Here is a 21430-nt window from a genome sequence, read left to right on the forward strand (position 1 = left end):
GGGTCGGCATATTTTAGCGGGATTCGCCGTGCACGCCTGCAAAAAGTTGGCCATGGCAAGGTGCGGCATGGCATGATCGGCGCCACCGTTGTTTTCCCTTGCCGATTCCATGTCCAGTACGTCCCATTCTTCCCGTCTGTATGGCCTCGATACCTTGCGCGCGCTGGCCATCGTGCTCGTCTTCATGAACCATTATCTGCTGTTCGTCAGCGAGGGCGGGGCGTTTGGTTTCTGGGGCGAAATCGGCTGGGTGGGCGTGGACCTGTTCTTTGCCCTCAGCGGCTATCTGATCGGCAACCAGATCTTTGCGGCCTTGCGCAGCGAACACGGCTTTTCCTTGCCCCGCTTCTATGCGCGGCGCTTCCTGCGCACCTTGCCCAGTTTTTATGCCGTGCTGGCGCTGTATTATTTGTGGCCCGCATTTCGCGGCGATAGCGCGCTTATTCCTCTGTGGAAATTCCTGACCTTTACGCAAAACATCAATCTGACGCCGGGCACGGCGTTTTCGCATGCGTGGTCGCTATGCGTGGAAGAGCAGTTCTATGTGCTGCTGCCGGCCGTGGCGTTGTTGATCGCCGCCTGCCGCAAGTCACTGCTGTGGGCGTGGGTGGCCGTGGCCGCCAGCTTGATCGCCGGCATGCTGCTGCGCGCGTATCTGTGGGATGAATATGTGCAAGTGCCGCGCGGCGGCCTCGGCTATTACAAATATATTTATTACGCGTCGTGGTGTCGCTTCGACGAACTGGTGGCGGGCGTGGCGCTGGCGCTGCTGAAGAACTATCACCCCATTGCCTGGACGCGCCTCACGTCATGCGGTAACCGCATCTTGCTGGCAGGAATCGCTGGCACGGCGCTGATGTTTTATGTATTTCTTGCCGATCACTACGGTTATTGGGTGACGGTGTTCGGCTATCCAGCCCTGGCCGCCAGTTTTACCTTGCTGTTGATCGCCGCGTTGAGTCCCGGCAGTGCGCTATATCAACTGCGCGTGCCGGGCGCGGCCAGCCTGGCGCTGTGGTCGTATGCGATTTATTTGCTGCACAAGCAGCTGTGCATCCTGCTGCGGCCGCTCTTGCAGGATATCGGTTACGGGCCGGACAGTTTGGTCGCCATGCTGGTGATGATTATTGTAAGCATCGCCACGGGCTGGCTTTTATATGCATTGGTGGAAACGCCGTTCATGCGCTTGCGGGCGCGCTATGTGCCGGCTAATCGCCGCTGAGGTACGGCGTTTCCCATAGTGGACCTTGCTAAGGCTGACATGCCTGTTTAACGCCAGCCAAAGCCCGAGCTGGAGCCAGCCCTCGTGCCAGCACAGCAAAATATATCGTCGAATCTTTCAACGGATTTCATTTTTTCAAACAAGCTGGTTTTGAGTATTTCTCCCTTTTCTTTATCGCTTTTGCTCATCTGAGATAGTGCCTCATTGATTTGTGGCCAATCGCAAAAGCGGTCATGTGGCGCGCAAAAAGAGTGCCATGCATAGGCCTCGGCAATATCGTAAGCCTTGGACTTTTTGTCTACGTAGTACAGGAGGACGTTCATCTCTGCCTTTGCAAATCCCCGTTCCGCAGCGCCGCGAAATAATTGCAGCAAGTCTGCGTCGCGCGCGCCTCCGCGGAGCTGCAAGACGGTGGCAAGGTGGAACATGGATGGCGGGAAAAATTTCGCTGCGGATTTTGATAGGTAGAACACCGCGGTGTCGAGGTCGCGGTCCTCGCAAGCGCCGAGGTAGGCCTTCATACCCATCAAGTGCTGAGCCTGCGTATCACCGCTGTCGGCGCGCGTCTTGACGAGTGTGTTTGATTCAGTGCTGCAATCTTGCGGCAAGGCCTTTTCGATACGCTGGCTCGCAGGTGCCTGCACATCTTCTGCGCCGGCTACGCCTGGACCAGCCGTGGCGCCAATCAAGAGGGCGCATTGCAGCCACATGGCGATCTTGGTTGAAAGTGTCTTCATTGTCTCTCCTGGTCTGATGGTCATTTCAAATGGCGTGCTGTCGGTGTTGTAGGCCGGCATCATTGTTTTTGGAATGTACAGGAAGCTGCTACGACGAAATTGACGTGGCGCATCTGTCAGACAAGTACGCAGGAGCAAATTACATGTCGATCACGTCCAGTCCACGTGGCGTGCCCACCAGCAATTCCAGAATCGCATGCACGCGCAGATTCGTGTCTTCCTGTTCCGTGTTGAAGATCAGGGTGCGCAGGCCGGGCACGGCTTCCGTGATGTGGTCGCTGGCGTAGGCATTGATCAATAACAAGACCAGGTCCGTGGCGCCCGCGCCGGGCTGGCGCCGCAGCCGGTCGTGGATCACGTTCAGCAGCGCGCGCTGCATGCGCGGCGTGGGATTGGTGATATAGGCGAAGACGCTCGGCGTGTTGGCGATGGCCGCGCAGATGCGCCGTTCGATCTCGTCGGGCTTCACGTCGGAGGCGATATCGAAGTACGCGGCTTCCCAGCGCGTGCGCGCGTAGGGGTGATTGGGCGGGAAGGAGTCGGCCGTTTCAAAACCGCAGATGCGGCTCAGGGTTTTCAGCCAGGCTAATATGGTGGAGTTCATGCCGCGATTCTAGCGGCATTCCGCGTGCGCCGGGCCGACTCTGTATAAAGAGGGCTGACGCCCGGGAAGCGGATGAAAAACAGATTAAAGTTTCCTGTAAAACAGCCCTTGTCATTCTGGGAAAGCCTCTCTATAATGCTGGTCTTCGGGGCGGTTAGTTCAGCTGGTTAGAATACTTGGTCGACATCCAAGGGGTCGGGGATTCGAATTCCTCACCGCCCACCAGAATTTGGCAGTAGATGGTTTTAAGCTGGCGCAAGCCGCAAGCGGTCATTTGAAATACAATGATCAAAAAAGTTTTACGGGCGGTTAGTTCAGCTGGTTAGAATACTTGGTCGACATCCAAGGGGTCGGGGATTCGAATTCCTCACCGCCCACCAGAATGCAGTTAGAGAGAAAGGTAAAACCGGTTATGACACCGCGAACTACTACCAAGCTTTGGGAGTGACGCTAGTCGAACGGGTTTCCTTTGTCTCAAGAAAGTGAAAAACGCGGCTAGTCCGCGTTTTTTTGCGTCTGCGTTTTCCTTTCAGTTATTTTACCCATCACATCGCAGTTTTACCTGGCGCCAGCGCCGATATGGAGATCAATATGCTTACAATCCGACTTCCCGATGGTTCCGCCCGTCAATTTGACGGTCCGGTCACCGTGGCCCAGGTTGCGGCCAATATTGGTACCGGCCTGGCCAAGGCTGCTCTGGCCGGCAAGGTCGACGGCAAGCTGGTCGATACCTCCTATCTGATCGAGCAAGACGCGGAACTGGCGATTGTCACGGACAAGGATGCCGATGGCCTGGAAGTGATCCGCCACTCGACGGCCCACTTGCTGGCGTATGCCGTCAAGGAACTGTTCCCGGACGCACAAGTGACCATCGGACCCGTGATTGATAACGGCTTTTACTACGACTTCGCCTACAAGCGCCCGTTCACGCCGGAAGATTTGACGGCGATCGAAAAGAAAATGATGGAACTGGCCAAGAAGGATGAGCAAGTCACGCGCAAGGTCGTTGCCCGCGACGAAGCCATCGAATACTTCAAGGGCATCGGCGAGGCGTACAAGGCTGAGCTGATCGGCTCGATCCCGGCCGACCAGGAAGTGTCGCTGTATTCCGAAGGCAAGTTCACGGACTTGTGCCGTGGCCCCCACGTGCCATCGACGGGCAAACTGAAAGTCTTCAAACTGATGAAGCTGGCCGGCGCCTACTGGCGCGGCGACTCGAAAAACGAGATGCTGCAGCGTATCTATGGCACGGCCTGGGCCAAGAAGGAAGACCAGGAGCTGTACCTGCACAACCTGGAAGAGGCGGAAAAGCGCGACCACCGCAAGCTGGGCAAGCAGCTCGATTTCTTCCATTTCCAGGAAGAGGCGCCGGGCCTGATCTTCTGGCATCCGAAAGGCTGGTCGATCTGGCAGCAAGTCGAGCAATACATGCGCAATGTGTACCAGGTCAACGGCTACCAGGAAGTCAAGGCGCCGCAAATTCTCGACCGTGGCCTGTGGGAAAAAACCGGTCACTGGGATAATTACCGTGAAAACATGTTCATCACGGAATCGGAAAACCGCGCCTATGCGCTCAAGCCAATGAATTGCCCTGGCCACATCCAGATTTTCAACAATGGCATGCGCAGCTACCGCGACCTGCCATTGCGCTACGGCGAATTCGGCCAATGCCACCGCAACGAACCGTCGGGCGCCTTGCACGGCATGATGCGCGTGCGCGGCTTTACGCAGGATGACGGCCACATCTTCTGCCTGGAAGAGCAGATCGCCGGCGAAGTGACGGCGTTCCACCAGCAGGCGATGGATGTGTACACGGCGTTCGGCTTCACGAATATCGACGTGAAACTGGCCTTGCGTCCCGATAACCGCATCGGCACGGAAGAGTCGTGGGATTTTGCCGAAGAATCCCTGCGTTCTGCCCTGCGCGCCTGCGGCGTGGAATGGACGGAATTGCCGGGCGAGGGTGCATTCTACGGTCCGAAGATCGAGTACCACCTGAAAGACAGCCTGGGCCGCGCATGGCAAGTGGGCACCGTGCAGATCGATCCGTCGATGCCGGGCCGTCTGGGCGCCGAATACGTGGCCGTGGACAACACGCGCCAGGTGCCGATCATGCTGCACCGCGCGATCGTGGGTTCGCTGGAACGTTTTATCGGCATCCTGATCGAACACTATGCGGGCGCCATGCCGTTGTGGTTGTCGCCGGTGCAGGTGTCGGTGTTGAATATTTCCGACGCTCAAGCCGACTATGTACAGGAAGTTACAACAAAACTGCGCAAAGCGGGGCTGCGCGTACAGGCTGATTTGCGTAACGAGAAGATTACCTATAAAATACGTGAACATTCCGTACAAAAATTGCCTTACATCTTAGTAATTGGCGACAAAGAGCGGGATGCAAATACAGTGGCCGTGCGGGCGCGGGGCAATATCGATTTGGGCGTCATGTCCGTCGATGCCCTGATTGAGCGACTCAAACATGAAGTCGACACCAAGGCCTGACGAGGAAACTCGCTGCACGACCGTCTTACAAGATTTTTAAAGGAAATTACAATAGCTACTGACAAGTCACATCGCATCAATGGCGAAATCACTGCCCCTGAAATGCGTTTAAGCGGGGTCGATAACGAGCCACTCGGTATCGTAAGTTTGGCTGAAGCCTTCCGCCTGGCGGAAGAGGCAAACGTCGACCTGGTGGAAATTGCGCCTACCGCGCAGCCACCGGTGTGCCGTTTGATGGACTACGGCAAATTTAAGTATTCGGAGCAAAAGAAAGCTCACGAAGCCAAATTGAAGCAAAAGATCATCCTCGTGAAGGAAGTCAAATTCCGTCCGGGGACTGATGATGGTGACTACAATATCAAGTTGCGTAATCTCATCAAGTTCCTCGATGAAGGTGATAAAACCAAAATCACGCTGCGTTTCCGTGGTCGTGAGATGGCGCATCAGGATATTGGCTTCCGCATGCTGGAACGTCTGAAAGCCGATCTGGAGCCGTATGGCCAGGTCGAGCAGTTCCCGAAGATGGAAGGCCGCCAAATGATCATGGTTCTTTCGCCGAAGAAGAAGAAGTAAGTTACAATAGCGTTTTACTGTGGATCGACGTGATTTGCGCCAGCATTGGTGCGGCACCAGATTCCAGGCAGAATTTGCGCGGCCCTGACAGCGATGTCCGGGCCGCGCGAACTGTAGCGGACTCGCATCCGCTGCACAGCATGTGAAAGCAGGCATCTAAGCGCAGCGTCGTGTTGCCACCTGCAATCCTGTTATAAATGGAGCTGTCCGTAAGAGGACAGATTGCTATGCCTAAAATGAAGACCAAAAGCTCTGCGAAAAAACGTTTTCGCGTGCGTCCGGGTGGTACTGTTAAATGTGGTCATGCGTTCAAACGCCACATCTTGACCAAGAAAACCACCAAGCTGAAACGCGCTCTGCGCGGTACCACCAATGTCGCTGCGTCTGACGTGAAATCCGTCTACCGCATGATGCCGACTGCTTAATCTCACACTCAATATAAGGAGTTACTATGCCTAGAGTAAAACGTGGGGTTACAGCTCGTGCCCGTCATAAAAAGATTCTTGTACAAGCTAAAGGCTACCGTGGTCGCCGCAGCCGTGTATACCGTGTTGCCAAGCAAGCAGTTATGCGCGCTGGCCAATACGCTTACCGCGATCGCCGCAACAAGAAACGCGTTTTCCGCCGCCTGTGGATCGCCCGTATCAACGCCGCTTCCCGTGAGCATGGCGTAACGTACAGCGTATTCATGAACGGCTTGAAAAAAGCAAATATCGAACTGGACCGTAAAGTCCTGGCCGATATGGCTGTGATGGACAAGCCAGCATTCGCTGCGATTGTCAACGCAGTTAAAGCAAAAATCGCTGCGTAAGCATCGGTGATTGCACAACGTCATCCGTAGGGTGACGTTATAAAGAGCGGGGCAGGGGTGTGAACCTTATGCCCCGTTTCCGTTTTTGATTGTTGGGTTCTAGATTACTAAATCCAGGATTGATTTCCAAAACAGGAAAAGCCGCATGAACTCCCTAGAAGAACTCGTCGTCTCGGCCCAGGCTGACTTTATCGCCGCCGCAGACGCTGCCGCACTTGAAAACGCCAAAGCCCGCTACCTGGGCAAGACTGGCCAGATTACCGAAATGATGAAGGGCCTGGGCAAGCTGGACCCGGATGCGCGCAAGGCGCAGGGCGCCCTGATCAACGCCGTCAAAGTGCAGATCGAGGACGCGCTGACGGCGCGCCGTGATGCACTGGCTGATGCCCAAATGCAAGGTCGTCTGAACGCCGAAGCGATCGACGTGACCCTGCCAGGCCGTGGCCGCATGCCCGGCGGCATCCATCCCGTGATGCGCACATGGGAGCGAGTCGAGGAAATCTTCCGCTCGATCGGCTTCGACGTGGCCGACGGCCCCGAAATCGAAAATGACTGGACCAACTTCACGGCGCTCAACAGCCCGGAAAACCATCCAGCCCGTTCCATGCAAGACACGTTCTACATCGATGGCAACGACACCGATGGCAAGCCCTTGCTGCTGCGCACGCATACCAGCCCCATGCAGGTGCGCTATGCGCGCACGCACACGCCGCCGATCAAGGTCATCGCGCCTGGCCGCACCTACCGCGTCGACAGCGATGCCACCCATTCGCCCATGTTCCACCAGGTCGAAGGCCTGTGGATCGCCGAAGACATCAGTTTTGCCGACCTGAAGGGCGTGTACCTGAACTTCGTCAAGGCCTTCTTTGAAACGGACGACTTGCAAGTGCGCTTCCGTCCGTCGTACTTCCCGTTCACGGAACCGTCGGCCGAGATCGACATCGCCTTCGGCTCGGGCCCCTTGAAGGGCCGCTGGCTGGAAGTGTCGGGCGCCGGCCAGGTGCATCCGAGCGTGGTGAAGAACTTCGGCCTCGACCCCGAGAAATTCATCGGTTTTGCTTTCGGCTCCGGCCTGGAACGCTTGACGATGCTGCGCTATGGCATCAACGACCTGCGCCTGTTTTACGAAGGCGATTTAAGGTTCCTGAAGCAATTCAACTAAGCGTTGTTCCGTTTGATTCATGGCGCTTGAGCGCCTGTGCGCTCGCGCTGTGAGCTTTGACCATTTGAAGGCTTGATTATGCAATTTTCCGAAAACTGGCTCCGTACCATGGTCGATCCGAAGATGACTTCGGACGAACTGGCCCATCTGCTGACCATGTCCGGTCTCGAAGTCGAGGACGTCGATCCTGTCGCCCCGCCGTTCTCGCACGTGGTGGTAGGCCTGGTCCTGGAGATGGAAAAACATCCGAATGCGGACCGCCTGAATGTGTGCCAGGTCGATGTCGGCACGGGCACCATGCTCAACATCGTCTGCGGCGCGCCGAACGTGCGCCCGGGCTTGAAAGTCGTCTGCGCGATGGCGGGCGCCGTGCTGCCCCCTGGCGCCGATGGCAAGCCGTTTGAAATCAAGGTGGGCCAGCTGCGCGGCGTCGAGTCGCAAGGCATGCTGTGCTCCGCGCGCGAATTGAAATTGTCGGAAGAAAACGCCGGCTTGATGGAGTTGCCGGACGACGCGCCGATCGGCCAGAATTTCCGCGATTACTATGCCTTGAACGACTTGAAATTCACCATCAAGTTGACGCCGAACAAGGCGGACTGCCTGTCCGTGCTGGGCGTGGCGCGCGAAGTGTCGGCCCTCACGGGCGTGGCCCTGAATGTGCCGCAGTTCCGCACCGTGCCGGTGTCCAGCGATGAAATCCTGCCCGTCAAAGTCAGCGCGCCGGACCTGTGCGGCCGTTTCACGGGCCGCGTCATCCGCGGCTTGAACGCCCGTGCCGCCACGCCGGACTGGATGAAGCAGCGCCTCGAGCGCAGCGGCCAGCGTCCGCTGTCGGCCCTGGTTGACATTTCCAACTATGTCATGCTGGAACTGGGTCGTCCCAGCCACGTGTTTGACCTGGCAAAGATCCACGGCAGCCTCGACGTGCGTTGGGGCAAGGCGGGTGAATCCGTCAAGCTGTTGAATGGCAACACCATTGCCGTCGACGAGTGGCTCGGCGTCATTGCCGATGAGCAGGAAATCGAATCGCTGGCCGGCATCATGGGCGGCGACGCCAGCTCGGTTTCGGACGATACGGACAGCATCTACCTGGAAGCGGCCTTCTGGTGGCCGAACGCCATTCAAGGCCGCGCGCGCCGTTTGAATTTCTCGACCGATGCGGCGCACCGCTTCGAGCGCGGCGTCGATTTCGCCACCACCGTCGAGCACATCGAGCGCATCACGGCCCTGATCGTGGAAATCTGCGGCACGCCGGCGACCACCGTCGGCCCTGTCGACGACCACGTGGTGAACTTGCCGCAACGCCAGCCCGTGTCGATGCGCACGGCGCGCGCGCAAAAAGTCATCGGCGTGCCGCTCAATGATGCGCTGATCGCCGATATCTTCACGCGTCTGGCCCTGCCATTCACGCTGGCGGACGGCGTGTTTTCCGTGACGTCGCCCAGCTACCGTTTCGACATCGAGATCGAGGAAGACCTGATCGAGGAAGTGGCGCGCGTGTACGGCTTTGAAAACATCCCGACCCTGCCGCCCGTGGCAGCGAACGTGATGCAGATTGCACCAGAAAATACCCGCTCCCTGTTTGCGGTACGTCATGAGCTGGCCGACCTGGGCTTCCAGGAAGTGGTTAATATGAGCTTTGTCGATACGGCATGGGAGCGCGATTTCTCGGGCAACACCAACCCGATCAAATTGCAGAATCCGATCGCCAGCCAGATGAGCGTGATGCGCTCCTCGCTGATCGGCAGCCTGATCGCCAATGTGCGCTATAACCTGAACCGCAAGACGAACCGCGTGCGCATCTTCGAAGTGGGCGCCATCTACCAGCGCGACGACAGCGTGGAAAACGGCCCCCTGTCGGTGGCTGGCTACGCCCAGCCGAAGCGTGTGGCGGCCATGGCCTACGGCGCGGTAGCCGACGAGCAATGGGGCCAGCCTGCCCGCACGGTCGACTTCTTCGACATGAAGGCGGACCTGGAAGCGCTGTTCGCGCCGCTGGTCTTGCGTTTCACCAAGGCGGAGCACCCGGCCCTGCATCCGGGCCGTTCGGCCAACGTGGAACTCGATGGCAAGGTCATCGGTTTCATCGGTGAATTGCACCCGCGCTGGATGCAAAAGTACGACTTGCCGCTGGCGCCCGTGCTGTTCGAAGTGGACGCCGCCGCGCTGACGCAAAGAGTCGTGCCCGTGTACCAGGAAATCTCGAAATTCCCTGGCGCCAGCCGCGACCTGGCTGTGGTCGTCAAGCAATCGGTAGCGGTGCAGGATCTGCTCGACAGCTTCCACGCCGCCGCCAAGGCAAGCCCTGCAGCGCGTATCGTGCAAGCCATTGTTTTATTTGATGAATATCGTGGAAAAGGGCTGGAAACGGATGAAAAAAGCCTTGCTTTCCGGATTAGCTTGCAAGATACTCAAAACACCCTGCAAGACGATGTCGTCGATGGCCTGATGGCTGTCCTGATCGATGCGGCCAAGCAGGGTCACGACGCGAAACTGCGTTCGTAATACCGGACCGGCCGTCGCCTTGCGTGACGGCCTTTCCGTCGTCAACCGTAGACGAGCTTGCCATGTGGCGGGCTCGGGCGCACAGAAAAGGCAGGGCAGGAAAATTAATAACAGCGACGTTGATTCCGCCGTACTGCAATCCGCACTGGCCGCCGATTTGCATCGGGCCATGCTGGTTGCCAAGGTGCGCCAGGAAGCGGAAAAAGATTTACCCACCTTGACCAAGGCGGAACTGGCCGAACTGTTGTTCGAGCAAGTGGGCCTGAACAAGCGCGAAGCGAAGGATATGGTCGAGACCTTTTTCGACGAGATCCGCAATGCGCTCGAGCGTGGCGAGGCTGTCAAGCTGTCCGGTTTCGGCAATTTCCAGTTGCGCGACAAGCCGCAGCGGCCGGGCCGCAATCCGAAGACGGGCGAAGAGATTCCCATCACGGCACGCCGTGTCGTCACTTTTCATGCGAGCCAGAAGCTGAAAAGCATGGTCGAAGAGACCAGTCCGCTGGCACGTGCTGCCTGAGTGAGTGGCGATGAACGAGCGCATCAGTAAAACCGAGTTGATCGCCTTGCCGCCCATTCCGGCGAAACGCTATTTCACGATCGGCGAGGTGAGCGAGTTGTGCGGCGTCAAACCACACGTACTGCGCTACTGGGAGCAGGAGTTTTCCCAGCTCAAGCCGGTCAAACGACGTGGTAACCGCCGTTATTATCAGCACCATGAGGTGCTGCTGATACGCCGTATCCGCGAATTGCTGTATGAGCAAGGCTTTACCATCAGCGGCGCGCGCAACAAGCTCGATAGCCGTGGCGCATCGCATGCCGTCCTCGACGAGTTGCCTGTGCTGCCGGCCATGCCTGTTGTGCCGCAGGAAGCACCGCTGGACCGCGTGTGGATACGCAATGAATTAATTGCGATTTTAAACTTGCTAAAATAAGATTTGTACCAATATAGGTCGGGTTGTCCGATACCGGCCGAGTAGGGCTTGCCGCCCGGGCGCTGCCGCTAGTCTGCGGCGCGCCATATTTTGAATATAATGTTAATGTTGCGTTTTTGTTAGTGACGCTAAGCCGGAGCAGCGTGCAGGTTCCGGTAGTCTTTCCCAGGCCAGGAAAATTTAAGGGGAAACAATGATACGCGTTGCCATTTGTGATGATCACCAAATAGTACGAGCTGGATTCAAGCAGATTTTTTCGTCGTCAAGCGATTTCAGTGTGGTGGCGGAAGCCGGTACGGGGCGCGAAGCGCTCGATATCGCCCGCCGCGAAATATGTGATGTATTGCTGCTCGATATAGCCATGCCCGACCAGAGCGGCATCGATACCTTGCGCACGATCCGCCAGGGCCAGCCGGAATTGCCCGTGCTGATACTGAGCGGCTATCCCGCGCAGCAATACGCGCTGAACCTGTTCAAGATGGGCGCGAATGGCTATCTGAACAAGGAATGCGAAGCCGATGAGCTGATGACGGCCGTGCGCACCGTGTTCCAGGGGCGCCGCTACGTCAGTTCCACCGTCGGTGAATTGCTGGCGCAGTCGTTTGACCGCGATACGAATGCCGCCCTGCATACGGAATTGTCGGACCGCGAGTTCCAGGTCTTCCTGCGCCTGGCGCGCGGCGCCACCGTGTCCGATATCGGCGTGGCCTTGTCGCTGAGCATCAAGACGGTGAGTACTTACCGTACGCGCATCATGGAAAAAATGGGCTTGCAATCGAACAGCGACTTGACCTATTACGCAATGAAAAACAATTTGCTTGACTAGCGCTGCGGTGCGATCATGGAAACATGATCGCTCAGCCAGCTAGCCAGCACGACTTGTGCAGTGCAGCAGTCTGTGGCGAGGACTATAATTGGCCGGCGCCGGCGCTTTTTCTTGCGCCGAACCTTGCTAAGGATGCACATCAGGATGTATTTCACCGTTGAACCGGCCCCGAATCACCGCCTGCCCCTGTACAAGACGATCCTGTGCGTCACTTGCGCCTTGCTGCTTGTACTCAATGGTTTCAGCCTCTATCATAACTTGCAGTCGCTGAAGGGCACGAACGCCTTGCTCAGCCAGAGCGCCCGCGTGGCGGACCGCCTGCAGTATTTGAACGTGCTCGTGCTCGATGCGGAAAGCAGCTTGCGCGGCTATTTCATTTCCGGCTCCGAAACGTATCTGGGGCCGTCGAAGACCGCTACCACCGAAATCGACAACGAATTCAGCGAGCTGCAAACCTTGCTCGCGGGCAGTCCCACGCAGCTGAAAAACCTGGCGCAATTAAAGAGCTTGATCCGTCGCAAGATGTCGATGCTGCAAGAGTCGATCGAGGTCTACAAGCAGGGCGGGCTGGCTGAAATCGTCAATATCTCGCGCGTGACCGATGACCGCGCCACCATGGATGAAATCCGCCTGCAGGTGGTGATCATGACGCGCGAACAGAATGAAGCGCTGTCGTCCGGCAGCGCCGCCTTTTATCATGAGTACCAGAAAGCCGTGCTGCTCGGCATCGGCATCAATGCCCTGGCCATCCTCGTGCTGATCATGTTCTACCAGTTGGTGCGGCGCAGCTTCCAGAACCGCGCGGCCGTCGAGTATGCCCTGCAAAATGCCAACGACACGCTGGAATCGACGGTCAGCAAGCGCACGGAGCAATTATCCGTGCTGTCGCGCCATTTGATCAGCGTCAATGAAGTGGAAAAGGCGCGCCTGGCGCGTGAGCTGCACGATGAGCTGGGTGCCCATTTGACGTCGATCAGCATGGACCTGGGCGCCGTCACGCAGCAACTGGCGCACACGCAGCCTGAACTGGCCGCGCAATTGCGCCGCGCCAAGGCAACCCTGCTGGAAACGGTGGAACTGAAGCGCCGCATCGTCGAGGATTTGCGCCCCAGCCTGCTGGACAACCTGGGCCTGTGCGCCGCCATCGAAAGCTATTGCGAGGATTTCGCGCGCATGAGCTCGGTTCGCTGCGAAACGGACGTGGCCATCAATATCGATAACCGCGAAGCCACCCTGACGATTGCCCTGTTTCGCATCGTGCAGGAATCGCTGACGAATATTCTCAAATATGCGCGCGCCGGCATGGTCAGCGTGACATTGAAACGCAATGAACACGGCCTGGTGCTGCGCGTCATCGACGACGGCATCGGCATCACCGAAGATGCGCTGCAAAAACCCATGTCGCACGGCTTGCTGGGCATGCGCGAACGGGCCTTGCTGCTGGGCGGTACCCTCACCGTGCGCCAGGGGCCGGAAGGCAAGGGCACGTGCGTGGAAGCCGTGATTCCGCTGCCGCTGACGCCGGAGCCGGAAGAGCTCGACGAAGACGCCAGCGTGTGAGTGTTTCTGGATGCAAAAAAATGGCCGGGCATGCAGCCCGGCCATTTTTTTATCTGTTCAGATCAGCCGTGGATCAGCAGCGCGACACGTCGCGCAGCAAGCGGTCGTATTCCGTCTTGGCCACCTTGTAGCACTCGCCCGCATAGCATTCCAGGCCAGCGCGGTCCAGCACCGTGATATTGCCGCGGCGATAGTGGATCAAGCCTTCATCCTGTAATTTGCCGGCGGCGGCCGTGATGCTTTCGCGGCGCACGCCCAGCATGATGGAGATCAGCTCTTGCGTCACTTTGAGTTCGTTCGATGGCGAACGGTCCAGGCGATCCAGCAGCCAGCGGCACAGCTTTTGCTCGATCGAGCTGTGGCGGCCGCCGACGGCGTTCTGCGCCATTTGCGCAAACAGGGCGTTGGTATAGCGCATCAGCAACTGGGGCAGGGCGCCGCCCTGATTAAATGCATCGCGCAAGCTTTGCGTTTTCAGGCGGTAGCCGTAGCCGGCGCTTTGCACGACGGCCGTGCACATGGCGCGTTCGCCGGCCAGCAGCGAGGCACCGGCCACGCCTTCATGGCCGACGACGGCGATTTCCGTCGTGGCGCCATCTTCCATCACATACAGCAGCGAAATGATGGCGGTGGTGGGGAAATAGCTGTATTCCAGGTTGTTGCCGTAGGCATACAGTTCCTTGCCGAAAGGCAGTTCCACCAGTTCCAGGTCTTCGAACAGCGATTCGAGCGCGGCGCGCGGCAGGGCGGCCAGCAATTCATTTTGTTGGGCACTGCTGAGGCTAACCCGCGACGCAAGCTTGATTTCCCGTCCGGCCGCCGGCATGGCGCGCGGCAGCAACTGGTTCTTCTGGACCGGGGTGATAAGTTGAGTATGGCTCATAGTATTCCTCACAGGCTTTTTACATCGGAGTGCGACTGCCGCGTTGCTGGTCAAAAAAGTTGCCGATTCCATGTGGTCACGGCGTTTTTGTCGACCGCGCGCTGCAGATCGCGATGTAGCTACTTTAAAAGCTTATGTAAGTGGCGAACATAAGATTAGCAGTCGCCACCTTGTAGTCTCTTTTGAGGCGAAATTGTAGTCCTTGTCCTACACGCACACTTTTGACTAGCTAGCTTTGCGCCGTTCTGCGCGATTTTGTGATATGACGCGCGGCTTGTTGGCACTCCGCAGGCCGGCTGGACGCACGCTGGGCAAGCCGTCGCGCATGCTCGTGGCACTCGCCAGGCGCGCGCCTGGCGCCTCGTGTTCGCCCAGGCGGAAGCGGCTGACGGCCTGCGTCAGCGCCTCGCCTTCCTGGTGCAGGCGCTGCGAACCGGCGCGCGCCTCGTCGACCAGGCCCGCGTTCTGGCGCGTCATGTCGTCGATTTGCGCCAGCGCCTGGTTGATGCGGGCGATCTCGCCATTCTGCTCGGCGCCGGCGCTGCTGATGCGCCCGATCACCACGGCTACTTGCTGCACCGCATCGACGACTTGCCGCATGGTGTTGCCGGCGGCATTGACCAGGTCGCCTCCCGCATCGACGGTGGCCACGGAATCGCCGATCAGGCGCTTGATTTCCAGCGCCGCCTCGTTCGAGCGCTGCGCCAGGCTGCGCACTTCGGAGGCGACGACGGCAAAGCCGCGTCCTTGCTCGCCGGCTCTGGCCGCTTCCACAGCCGCGTTCAGGGCCAGGATATTCGTCTGGAAGGCGATGCCATTGATGACGCCGATGATGTCGACGATCTTGTGCGAGCTGGCCTTGATCGAGGCCATGGTCTCGACCACGACGCCCACCGTTTGCCCGCCGCGCAGGGCCACATCGGCCGCCGTCGCCACCAGCGTGCGTCCCTGTCCTACATGGGCTTCGTTGCGGCCCACGGTGGCCGTCAGCTCGCGCATCGAATCGACGGTGGCGCCCAGCGCGTCCGCTTGCGTGGCCGTGTGGCCGGACAGGGCGGCATTGCCCTGGGCGATATCGGCGCCGGCCGCCGCGATGACGGCCGCGCCGCCGCGGATTTCCTGCACCAGGGTGGCCAGGCCATGCGTCATGGCGCCGAAGTCGCGTACCAGGTCGCCGATTTCGTCATGCGCCTGCGAGCTGATGCGCTGCGACAGGTCGCCCGCCGCCGCCGCGCCGACGGCCACGCGCAATTGCGTCACGTCGCGCGCGAAGGCGGCATAGAAGCCCGCGCACAGGTAGGCGGCCGCCAGCAGCACCAGCAGCATGGCCGCCAGGATCAGGCCGCGGCGCGCCTCGTCGCGGGCGATGCGTTGCGCCAGCAGGCTGTCCAGCGCGCTGGCCGAGGCGCCGGACAGCGCGTGCAGGGCATCGACGGCTTGCATGCCGGCCGCGTGGAATTGCGCGCCCGAGGTCTGGTCGTAGGAATTCGTCACTTCATTTTTCGTGCGTTCGAGGAAGGCCAGTGCGGTCGGCACGGCTTTCAGCGCTCCTTGCAGGCTGGCGCGCAATTCCGGCCTGGCGGCGAGGATTTCGTCGAAGCGGGCCGGCAGGCGTTCCAGTTCGTGGCGCGCGATCAGGGCGTTGGCGTTGACGAGTTGATCTTCGTTCGCTTCGAACAGGCCCGTGTCGATGTAGGCCGCGCCGCGCCCGGCGATGTCGGACAGGCTCTCGGCCAGGTCGGGCAGCGTGGCGGTAAACACGGCGCTCAGGTGGTTGGCGCCCGCGTCGGGGTCGAGGCTCAGGTGCGAACGGTCGGCCACCAGCTGGCCCAGTTTGGCCGCCTGGCGCAGCAGCGCCGTGTGCGCCGCGTAGCTGTCGCGCGCCGCGAGGCCCGCCTGGCGGCCCAGCAGGGCTTGCCACTGCTTCGTCAGCTCGGCCGCCTGGGGCAGGCCGGCGCCGGCCGGCAGGCGCGCCAGGGCCGCCAGAGAAGCCGTGATGCGCGCATTGACGGCCGTGTTGTCCATGCCCGCCTTGCCGCTCAGGCGCAAGTGCTCGAGGCCGCGCCGTTGCTGCAGCAGCCGCGTGCCTTCCTGCAGCTGGCGCACATAGGCCACGCCCTGCTGCGCATCCTGCGCCTGGGCCAGCGACTTGCCCAGCTCCGAGATCAGCAGGGTGGTCGCCAGCGCCAGCGGCAGCAGGAAGACCAGGCAGACAAGCATGAATTTGGGCAGCAGGCGCAAGCGCTGCATGAGTCGGATGGCGGGGGTAAGGAGGATTTTCATCGGTTTTCCAGGGAAGAGTGGCGACATTTCTGCAGTGCAATGTTGCCTGTGGATTGTGACCCCTTGATGAAGTGGGCGATTTCGCTTTTCTCCACAGTGAAGCAGTTCACACGGAAGGCCGATCCTTCTGTAAAATCGAGGGTTTTTTGCGAGGGCCATATTATGGTCACCAATATGGCCAACGAGAACGACATCACTACCCCCGATTCCAGCGACAATGCGGACAACGCCGTGGCGTCAGCCAGCAGCAAGGCGCCTGCCGTGATCGCGCGCGAAGTGCAGCGCCGCCGCACCTTCGGCATCATTTCCCACCCGGATGCGGGCAAGACCACCTTGACGGAAAAACTGCTGCTGTTCTCGGGCGCGATCCAGATGGCCGGTACCGTCAAGGCGCGTAAATCGGGCCGCCACGCGACGTCGGACTGGATGGAGATCGAGAAGCAGCGCGGCATTTCCGTCGCCTCCTCGGTGATGCAGTTCGAATTCCGCGACCACGTCGTCAACCTGCTCGACACCCCGGGCCACCAGGACTTCTCGGAAGATACCTACCGCGTGCTGACGGCAGTCGACTCGGCGCTGATGGTGATCGATGCGGCCAAGGGCGTGGAAGCGCAGACGATCAAGCTGCTGGCCGTCTGCCGCATGCGCAATACGCCCATCGTCACTTTCATGAACAAGATGGACCGCGAGACGCGCGATCCGCTGGACCTGCTCGACGAACTCGAATCGGTGCTGAAGATCCAGTGCGCGCCCGTCACCTGGCCGATCGGCATGGGCAAGAACTTCCGCGGCGTGTATCACCTGCTGAACGACGAGATCATGCTGTTCAAGGCCGGCGAAGAAAAAGCCGACGGCGCCTTCGAAATCATCAAGGGCATCGACAATCCGCGCCTGCAGGAGATGTTCCCGCTGGAGATGGACCAGTTGCGCATGGAAGTCGAATTGGTGCACGGCGCCTCGAATCCGTTCAACCTGGAAGAATTCCTCTCTGGCGTGCAGACGCCCGTGTTCTTCGGTTCGGCCATCAACAACTTCGGCGTGCGCGAGATTCTCTCCGCACTGGTCGAGTGGGCGCCGGCACCGCGCGAGCGCGACGCGACAGTGCGTTCGGTGGCGCCGTCCGAGCAGCCATTTACGGGCTTCGTCTTCAAGATCCAGGCGAACATGGACCCGGCGCACCGCGACCGCATCGCCTTTTTGCGCGTGTGCTCGGGACGTTTCGAGCGCGGCATGAAGGTCAAGCACTTGCGCCTGGGGCGCGAGATCAAGGTGTCGAACGTGGTGACCTTCATGGCATCGTCGCGCGAACAGGTGGAAGAAGCGTACGCGGGCGACATCATCGGCTTGCCGAACCATGGCAACATGCAGATCGGCGACAGTTTTTCCGAAGGCGAGATGCTGACCTTTACGGGTATTCCGTACTTTGCGCCGGATTTCTTCCGCTCCGTGCGCATCCGTAATCCCTTGAAGATCAAGCAGTTGCACAAGGGCCTGCAGCAGCTGGGCGAAGAGGGCGCGGTACAGGTCTTCAAGCCGGTGCAGGGCGGCGAACTGGTACTGGGCGCCGTCGGCGTGCTGCAGTTCGAGGTGGTGGCGAGCCGCTTGCTCAACGAGTATGGCGTCGACGCCGTGTTCGAAGGCACCAGCATCAGCAGCGCGCGCTGGGTCAGCTGCGACGACAAGCGCACCTTGCAGGACTTCGAAAACGCGCTGGGCCACAACGTGGCCTACGATGCGGCCGGAAACATGGCCTACCTGGCCACGTCGGGCGTGAACCTGCGTTTGACGCAAGAGCGCTGGCCGAAGCTGACGTTCCACGCGACGCGCGAGCATTCGGCGAAATTGGCTTGATGTAGCGGTGGCGTCGGGTTATGCGCTGCGCGCTAACCCGACCTACTTCCTGAGGCGCTGGTGATGTCGGATTACGCGCTTTGCGCTAATCCGACCTACGCCGACCTACCTGTTCATTGTGTCGGTCGGATTAGCGGCGGCACGCCGCGTAATCCGACACCATCGTTGGCGCAATTCAAGCCGGCATGATGGTGCGCGTACTCCAGTCGCGCCGCTCCAGCAGCAATGCCGTCAGCTGCGCCGCCGTCATGGGGCGCGCAAAGAAGTAGCCCTGCACGTTGTCGCAGCCGGCTTTTCTCAAAAACTCCACCTGCTGCAGCGTTTCCACGCCTTCGGCCACCACTTTCAGATGCAGGCTGTGCGCCATGGCGATGATGGCCGTGACGATGGCTTCGCCTTCGCCGGGCAGGTCGTGCACGAAGCTGCGGTCGATCTTCAATTGGTCGATCGGCAGGCGCTTCAGGTAGGACATCGAGGAATAGCCGGTGCCGAAATCGTCGATCGACAGGTGGATGCCCGTGTCCTGCAGGCGCCGCATCAGTTCCACGTTGGCGTGGATATTGTCCATCAAGACGCCTTCCGTGATTTCCAGCTCCAGCAAGCCATGCGGCAGCTGCGTTTCGTCCAGGATGGCGCGGATATCGTCCATCAATCCCGGGTCGCGCGCCTGGCAGGCCGACAGGTTGACGGCCACGTGTTCGAGCGAATCGAGCAGGCCCGCCTTGCACCAGCTGGCCGCCTGCCGGCAGGCGCTTTGCAGCACCCAGCGTCCCAGCTCGACGATGATGCCGCTTTCCTCGGCCACGGGAATGAATTCACTGGGGCTCAGCTGCCCCATCTCGCGGCAGTTCCAGCGTATCAGCGCTTCCACGCCGACGATGCGCCCGCTGCGCAAGTCGATCTGCGGCTGGTAGTGCAGATACAGTTCCTCGTTTTGCAGGGCGCGGCGCAGGTTCGCCTCCATGCGCAGGCGGCGCTGGGCGCGCAATTCCATTTCGGCCTTGAACACGGCATAGCGGTTCTTGCCCTGATGCTTGGCGTGGTACATGGCCGTGTCGGCATTGCGCGTCAGGGTGGCCACGTCCTGCGCATCGAACGGATACAGGCTCACGCCGATGCTGGCGCTGACATACAGCTGGTGGCCTTCCAGCGCGAACGGCGCGGCCAGCACGGCGAGGATCTTGCGCGCCACGCTGGCCATTTCCGAGGCGTCGTCGGCCGGTTCGACGATGACGACGAATTCGTCGCCGCCGATGCGGCAGATGATGTCGGTGCCGCGCAGGATCTCCACCAGGCGCTCGGCGACGAGTTTGAGCAGCTGGTCGCCGCAGTGGTGGCCCAGCGTGTCGTTGACCACCTTGAAGTTGTCCAGGTCCAGCAGCAGCAGTCCCACGCTGCTGTCCTGGCGGTCGGCGCGCGCCAGCGCGTAGGCCAGGGCGCCGTTGAATTCATGGCGGTTCGGCAGTTGCGTGACAGGGTCGACGTGGGCCAGGTAGTGCAAATGGCTTTCCGCTTGCTGGGCGGCGGTGCGCGTGCGGCGCACCATCAGGACCGTCAGGCCGAACGCACACAGGCAGACCAGCAGGGTGAAGGCGGCAAATTGCGCCAGGCTGTTGAACAGCGGCGCCAGGCTGGCGCGCAGATACAGTGCGCCGCCGCCGGGCAGGTTGTGCAGGAGGGCGGCGCTGCCGTCCAGGTAATCGATCTGCAGGCCGGTGCGCGGCGCCGCGGGCGCGGCATCGCTGGCGCTGCGCGCGTAGCGGGCGAATGGCGTGCCATACGGACTGTAGAGCAGTGCTTGCCGGACATACGGGGCGGCGGCGAGGGGAGCGAGGACCTGTTGCGCCGCAAGGCGATCATCCTGGCGCATGGCCTGGGCAGCGGCTGGCGCCAGCATGTCGGCCTGGATGCGCAGGTTGCGCTGGAGCGATGCCTGGAGGGAAAGCAACTGGAAGAGGATCAGCAGCAGGCTGGCCGTGGCCAGCATGGCCGCTGCGGCCAGCAGGTTCAGTCTGGCTATCCGATCACCGCGCAACTGCACCGAGGGCAGCATCAATGGCACCATCATGACGCATTCTCCTGCCGGCCACGCTTGCCGCTACTCCGTGTGATCCCGCCTCGCCCTGCCATACTTGTCGTTCCAGTCTGATGAAAACCGAAGTGAGCCGGAACTCTCAACGTGTTGTTAAGGCCGATATATTGTCATTTTGCGGCGCGAAAGTACAGGGCGTGCGGCAATTTAATGGCCATGCCGCAGGCGGTTGGGCGCATGCAAGGCGACAAGTCAGGCGCAAAAGGCGGGGCATGTCTTTCTAATAATAATGTAATCTGAATTTTAATCCTTTTTTTTAGCGGCGGGTTTTTCCCCTAAAAACATGCTGCAGGTAAACAAAATGTCATGCAGAGTAACTTGAATGCCTGCGGCCGTCATGGCAGGGATTAATTTTCTGTCCGTATCGGCCATTGCAAGTCATTGATTTTAATAAATTTTAATGAAGAATGCGAGAACGCTATGGCCTTGCTCCGCGAGTTCGTCCATAATCCGCTGATGATGGACGTTCTGATGCTGTTTATTTTGTCTGCTGCGGCCAAGTAAACTGCCGCCAGCAAAACCGGACGTCGCCCTAATGATCAATAGTGAGGATATCTTGGAAAAAAAACCAAAAATTATTTTGTCGTCACAAGACCTGGAACGACTGGAAGCGTTGTTGTATGCCTTGGGAAATAACTTGTCGCCGGACAAGGCCGCCTTGCTCGATGAGCTGGGCCGTGCGGAGGTGCTCGAGCCGCAAGAAATACCGCCTACCGTCGTGACGATGAATTCCACCGTGCGCTTCACGGTGGAAAACAAGGAGGAATTCTGCCTGACGCTCGTGTATCCGAAGGATGTGGACGGCCAGGCCGACCGCATTTCCGTGCTGGCGCCCGTCGGCAGCGCGCTGCTGGGCTTGTCTGTGGGCGACAGCATCGCCTGGCCCATGC

18 protein-coding genes and 2 tRNA genes are annotated in these 21430 nt (G+C 59.7%); 15 read left to right on the top strand and 5 right to left on the bottom strand.

What is annotated here, in order from left to right:
- The first annotated feature begins 109 nt into the window (after positions 1 to 109).
- Entirely contained in the window at positions 110 to 1222 is a 1113-nt protein-coding gene (locus tag K0F86_RS12420; RefSeq protein ID WP_219134670.1) for an acyltransferase, read from the top strand.
- A 47-nt stretch (positions 1223 to 1269) separates the two neighbouring features.
- Here K0F86_RS12420 and K0F86_RS12425 read toward each other — a convergent pair whose 3' ends face one another.
- Both K0F86_RS12425 and K0F86_RS12430 read right to left on the bottom strand, forming a co-directional pair.
- A complete protein-coding gene (locus K0F86_RS12425) occupies positions 1270 to 1959 on the bottom strand; it encodes a tetratricopeptide repeat protein (RefSeq protein ID WP_219134671.1) in 690 nt (229 codons plus the stop codon).
- Between the two features lie 139 nt (positions 1960 to 2098).
- Positions 2099 to 2563 (bottom strand): hypothetical protein, encoded by a 465-nt coding sequence (locus K0F86_RS12430; protein ID WP_219134672.1) that lies wholly within the window; start codon positions 2561 to 2563, stop codon positions 2099 to 2101.
- Between the two features lie 148 nt (positions 2564 to 2711).
- Between K0F86_RS12430 and K0F86_RS12435 the strand changes: the two genes are divergently transcribed.
- The 12 genes from K0F86_RS12435 to K0F86_RS12490 all read left to right on the top strand — a co-directional run bounded on the left by K0F86_RS12435 (position 2712) and on the right by K0F86_RS12490 (position 13431).
- Positions 2712 to 2788 (top strand) — tRNA-Val (locus tag K0F86_RS12435).
- A gap of 78 nt (positions 2789 to 2866) precedes the next feature.
- Positions 2867 to 2943: transfer RNA gene (locus K0F86_RS12440), tRNA-Val, on the top strand.
- Between the two features lie 211 nt (positions 2944 to 3154).
- Positions 3155 to 5062, top strand: coding sequence for a threonine--tRNA ligase (gene thrS / locus K0F86_RS12445; protein ID WP_219134673.1), 1908 nt, complete (start codon positions 3155 to 3157; stop codon positions 5060 to 5062).
- A 12-nt stretch (positions 5063 to 5074) separates the two neighbouring features.
- Entirely contained in the window at positions 5075 to 5635 is a 561-nt protein-coding gene (infC, locus tag K0F86_RS12450; protein WP_373629882.1) for a translation initiation factor IF-3, read from the top strand.
- Between the two features lie 227 nt (positions 5636 to 5862).
- Positions 5863 to 6060 (top strand): 50S ribosomal protein L35, encoded by a 198-nt coding sequence (rpmI, locus tag K0F86_RS12455; protein WP_010399216.1) that lies wholly within the window; start codon positions 5863 to 5865, stop codon positions 6058 to 6060.
- A gap of 26 nt (positions 6061 to 6086) precedes the next feature.
- On the top strand, positions 6087 to 6446 hold the full coding sequence (gene rplT, locus K0F86_RS12460; protein WP_010399214.1) for a 50S ribosomal protein L20: 360 nt from the start codon (positions 6087 to 6089) through the stop codon (positions 6444 to 6446).
- A 145-nt stretch (positions 6447 to 6591) separates the two neighbouring features.
- Positions 6592 to 7608: a phenylalanine--tRNA ligase subunit alpha gene (pheS, locus tag K0F86_RS12465; protein ID WP_010399212.1), complete on the top strand. Its 1017-nt coding sequence runs from the start codon at positions 6592 to 6594 to the stop codon at positions 7606 to 7608.
- 78 nt (positions 7609 to 7686) lie between these two features.
- The gene (gene pheT / locus K0F86_RS12470) at positions 7687 to 10113 is read left to right on the top strand and encodes a phenylalanine--tRNA ligase subunit beta (protein ID WP_219134674.1); all 2427 of its coding nucleotides are present in this window, start codon (positions 7687 to 7689) and stop codon (positions 10111 to 10113) included.
- Between the two features lie 169 nt (positions 10114 to 10282).
- Positions 10283 to 10630: an integration host factor subunit alpha gene (locus K0F86_RS12475; protein ID WP_010399205.1), complete on the top strand. Its 348-nt coding sequence runs from the start codon at positions 10283 to 10285 to the stop codon at positions 10628 to 10630.
- Between the two features lie 10 nt (positions 10631 to 10640).
- Positions 10641 to 11045: a MerR family transcriptional regulator gene (locus tag K0F86_RS12480; RefSeq protein ID WP_116744898.1), complete on the top strand. Its 405-nt coding sequence runs from the start codon at positions 10641 to 10643 to the stop codon at positions 11043 to 11045.
- 193 nt (positions 11046 to 11238) lie between these two features.
- Complete coding sequence (locus K0F86_RS12485; protein ID WP_034783185.1) at positions 11239 to 11871, top strand: response regulator transcription factor; 633 nt, start codon at positions 11239 to 11241, stop codon at positions 11869 to 11871.
- A gap of 144 nt (positions 11872 to 12015) precedes the next feature.
- Complete coding sequence (locus tag K0F86_RS12490; protein WP_219134675.1) at positions 12016 to 13431, top strand: CHASE3 domain-containing protein; 1416 nt, start codon at positions 12016 to 12018, stop codon at positions 13429 to 13431.
- A gap of 73 nt (positions 13432 to 13504) precedes the next feature.
- On the opposite strand, the gene K0F86_RS12495 is transcribed toward K0F86_RS12490, so the two are convergent.
- Both K0F86_RS12495 and K0F86_RS12500 read right to left on the bottom strand, forming a co-directional pair.
- Entirely contained in the window at positions 13505 to 14314 is an 810-nt protein-coding gene (locus K0F86_RS12495) for a Crp/Fnr family transcriptional regulator (protein WP_099763284.1), read from the bottom strand.
- Between the two features lie 225 nt (positions 14315 to 14539).
- Entirely contained in the window at positions 14540 to 16597 is a 2058-nt protein-coding gene (locus K0F86_RS12500) for a methyl-accepting chemotaxis protein (protein WP_219134676.1), read from the bottom strand.
- Positions 16598 to 16759: 162 nt separating this feature from the next.
- Here K0F86_RS12500 and K0F86_RS12505 point away from each other — a divergent pair, with 162 nt between their 5' ends.
- Positions 16760 to 18448, top strand: a complete 1689-nt coding sequence (locus K0F86_RS12505; protein WP_374197286.1) for a peptide chain release factor 3 — start codon at positions 16760 to 16762, stop codon at positions 18446 to 18448.
- 175 nt (positions 18449 to 18623) lie between these two features.
- On the opposite strand, the gene K0F86_RS12510 is transcribed toward K0F86_RS12505, so the two are convergent.
- Positions 18624 to 20516 (bottom strand): bifunctional diguanylate cyclase/phosphodiesterase, encoded by a 1893-nt coding sequence (locus K0F86_RS12510; RefSeq protein WP_219134677.1) that lies wholly within the window; start codon positions 20514 to 20516, stop codon positions 18624 to 18626.
- Between the two features lie 580 nt (positions 20517 to 21096).
- Here K0F86_RS12510 and rnk point away from each other — a divergent pair.
- On the top strand, positions 21097 to 21430 hold a 334-nt coding region (gene rnk / locus K0F86_RS12515; RefSeq protein ID WP_257572127.1), incomplete at its 3' end, for a nucleoside diphosphate kinase regulator.

The organism is Janthinobacterium sp. UMAB-60, from assembly GCF_900095235.1.
Taxonomy (GTDB): domain Bacteria; phylum Pseudomonadota; class Gammaproteobacteria; order Burkholderiales; family Burkholderiaceae_D; genus Janthinobacterium.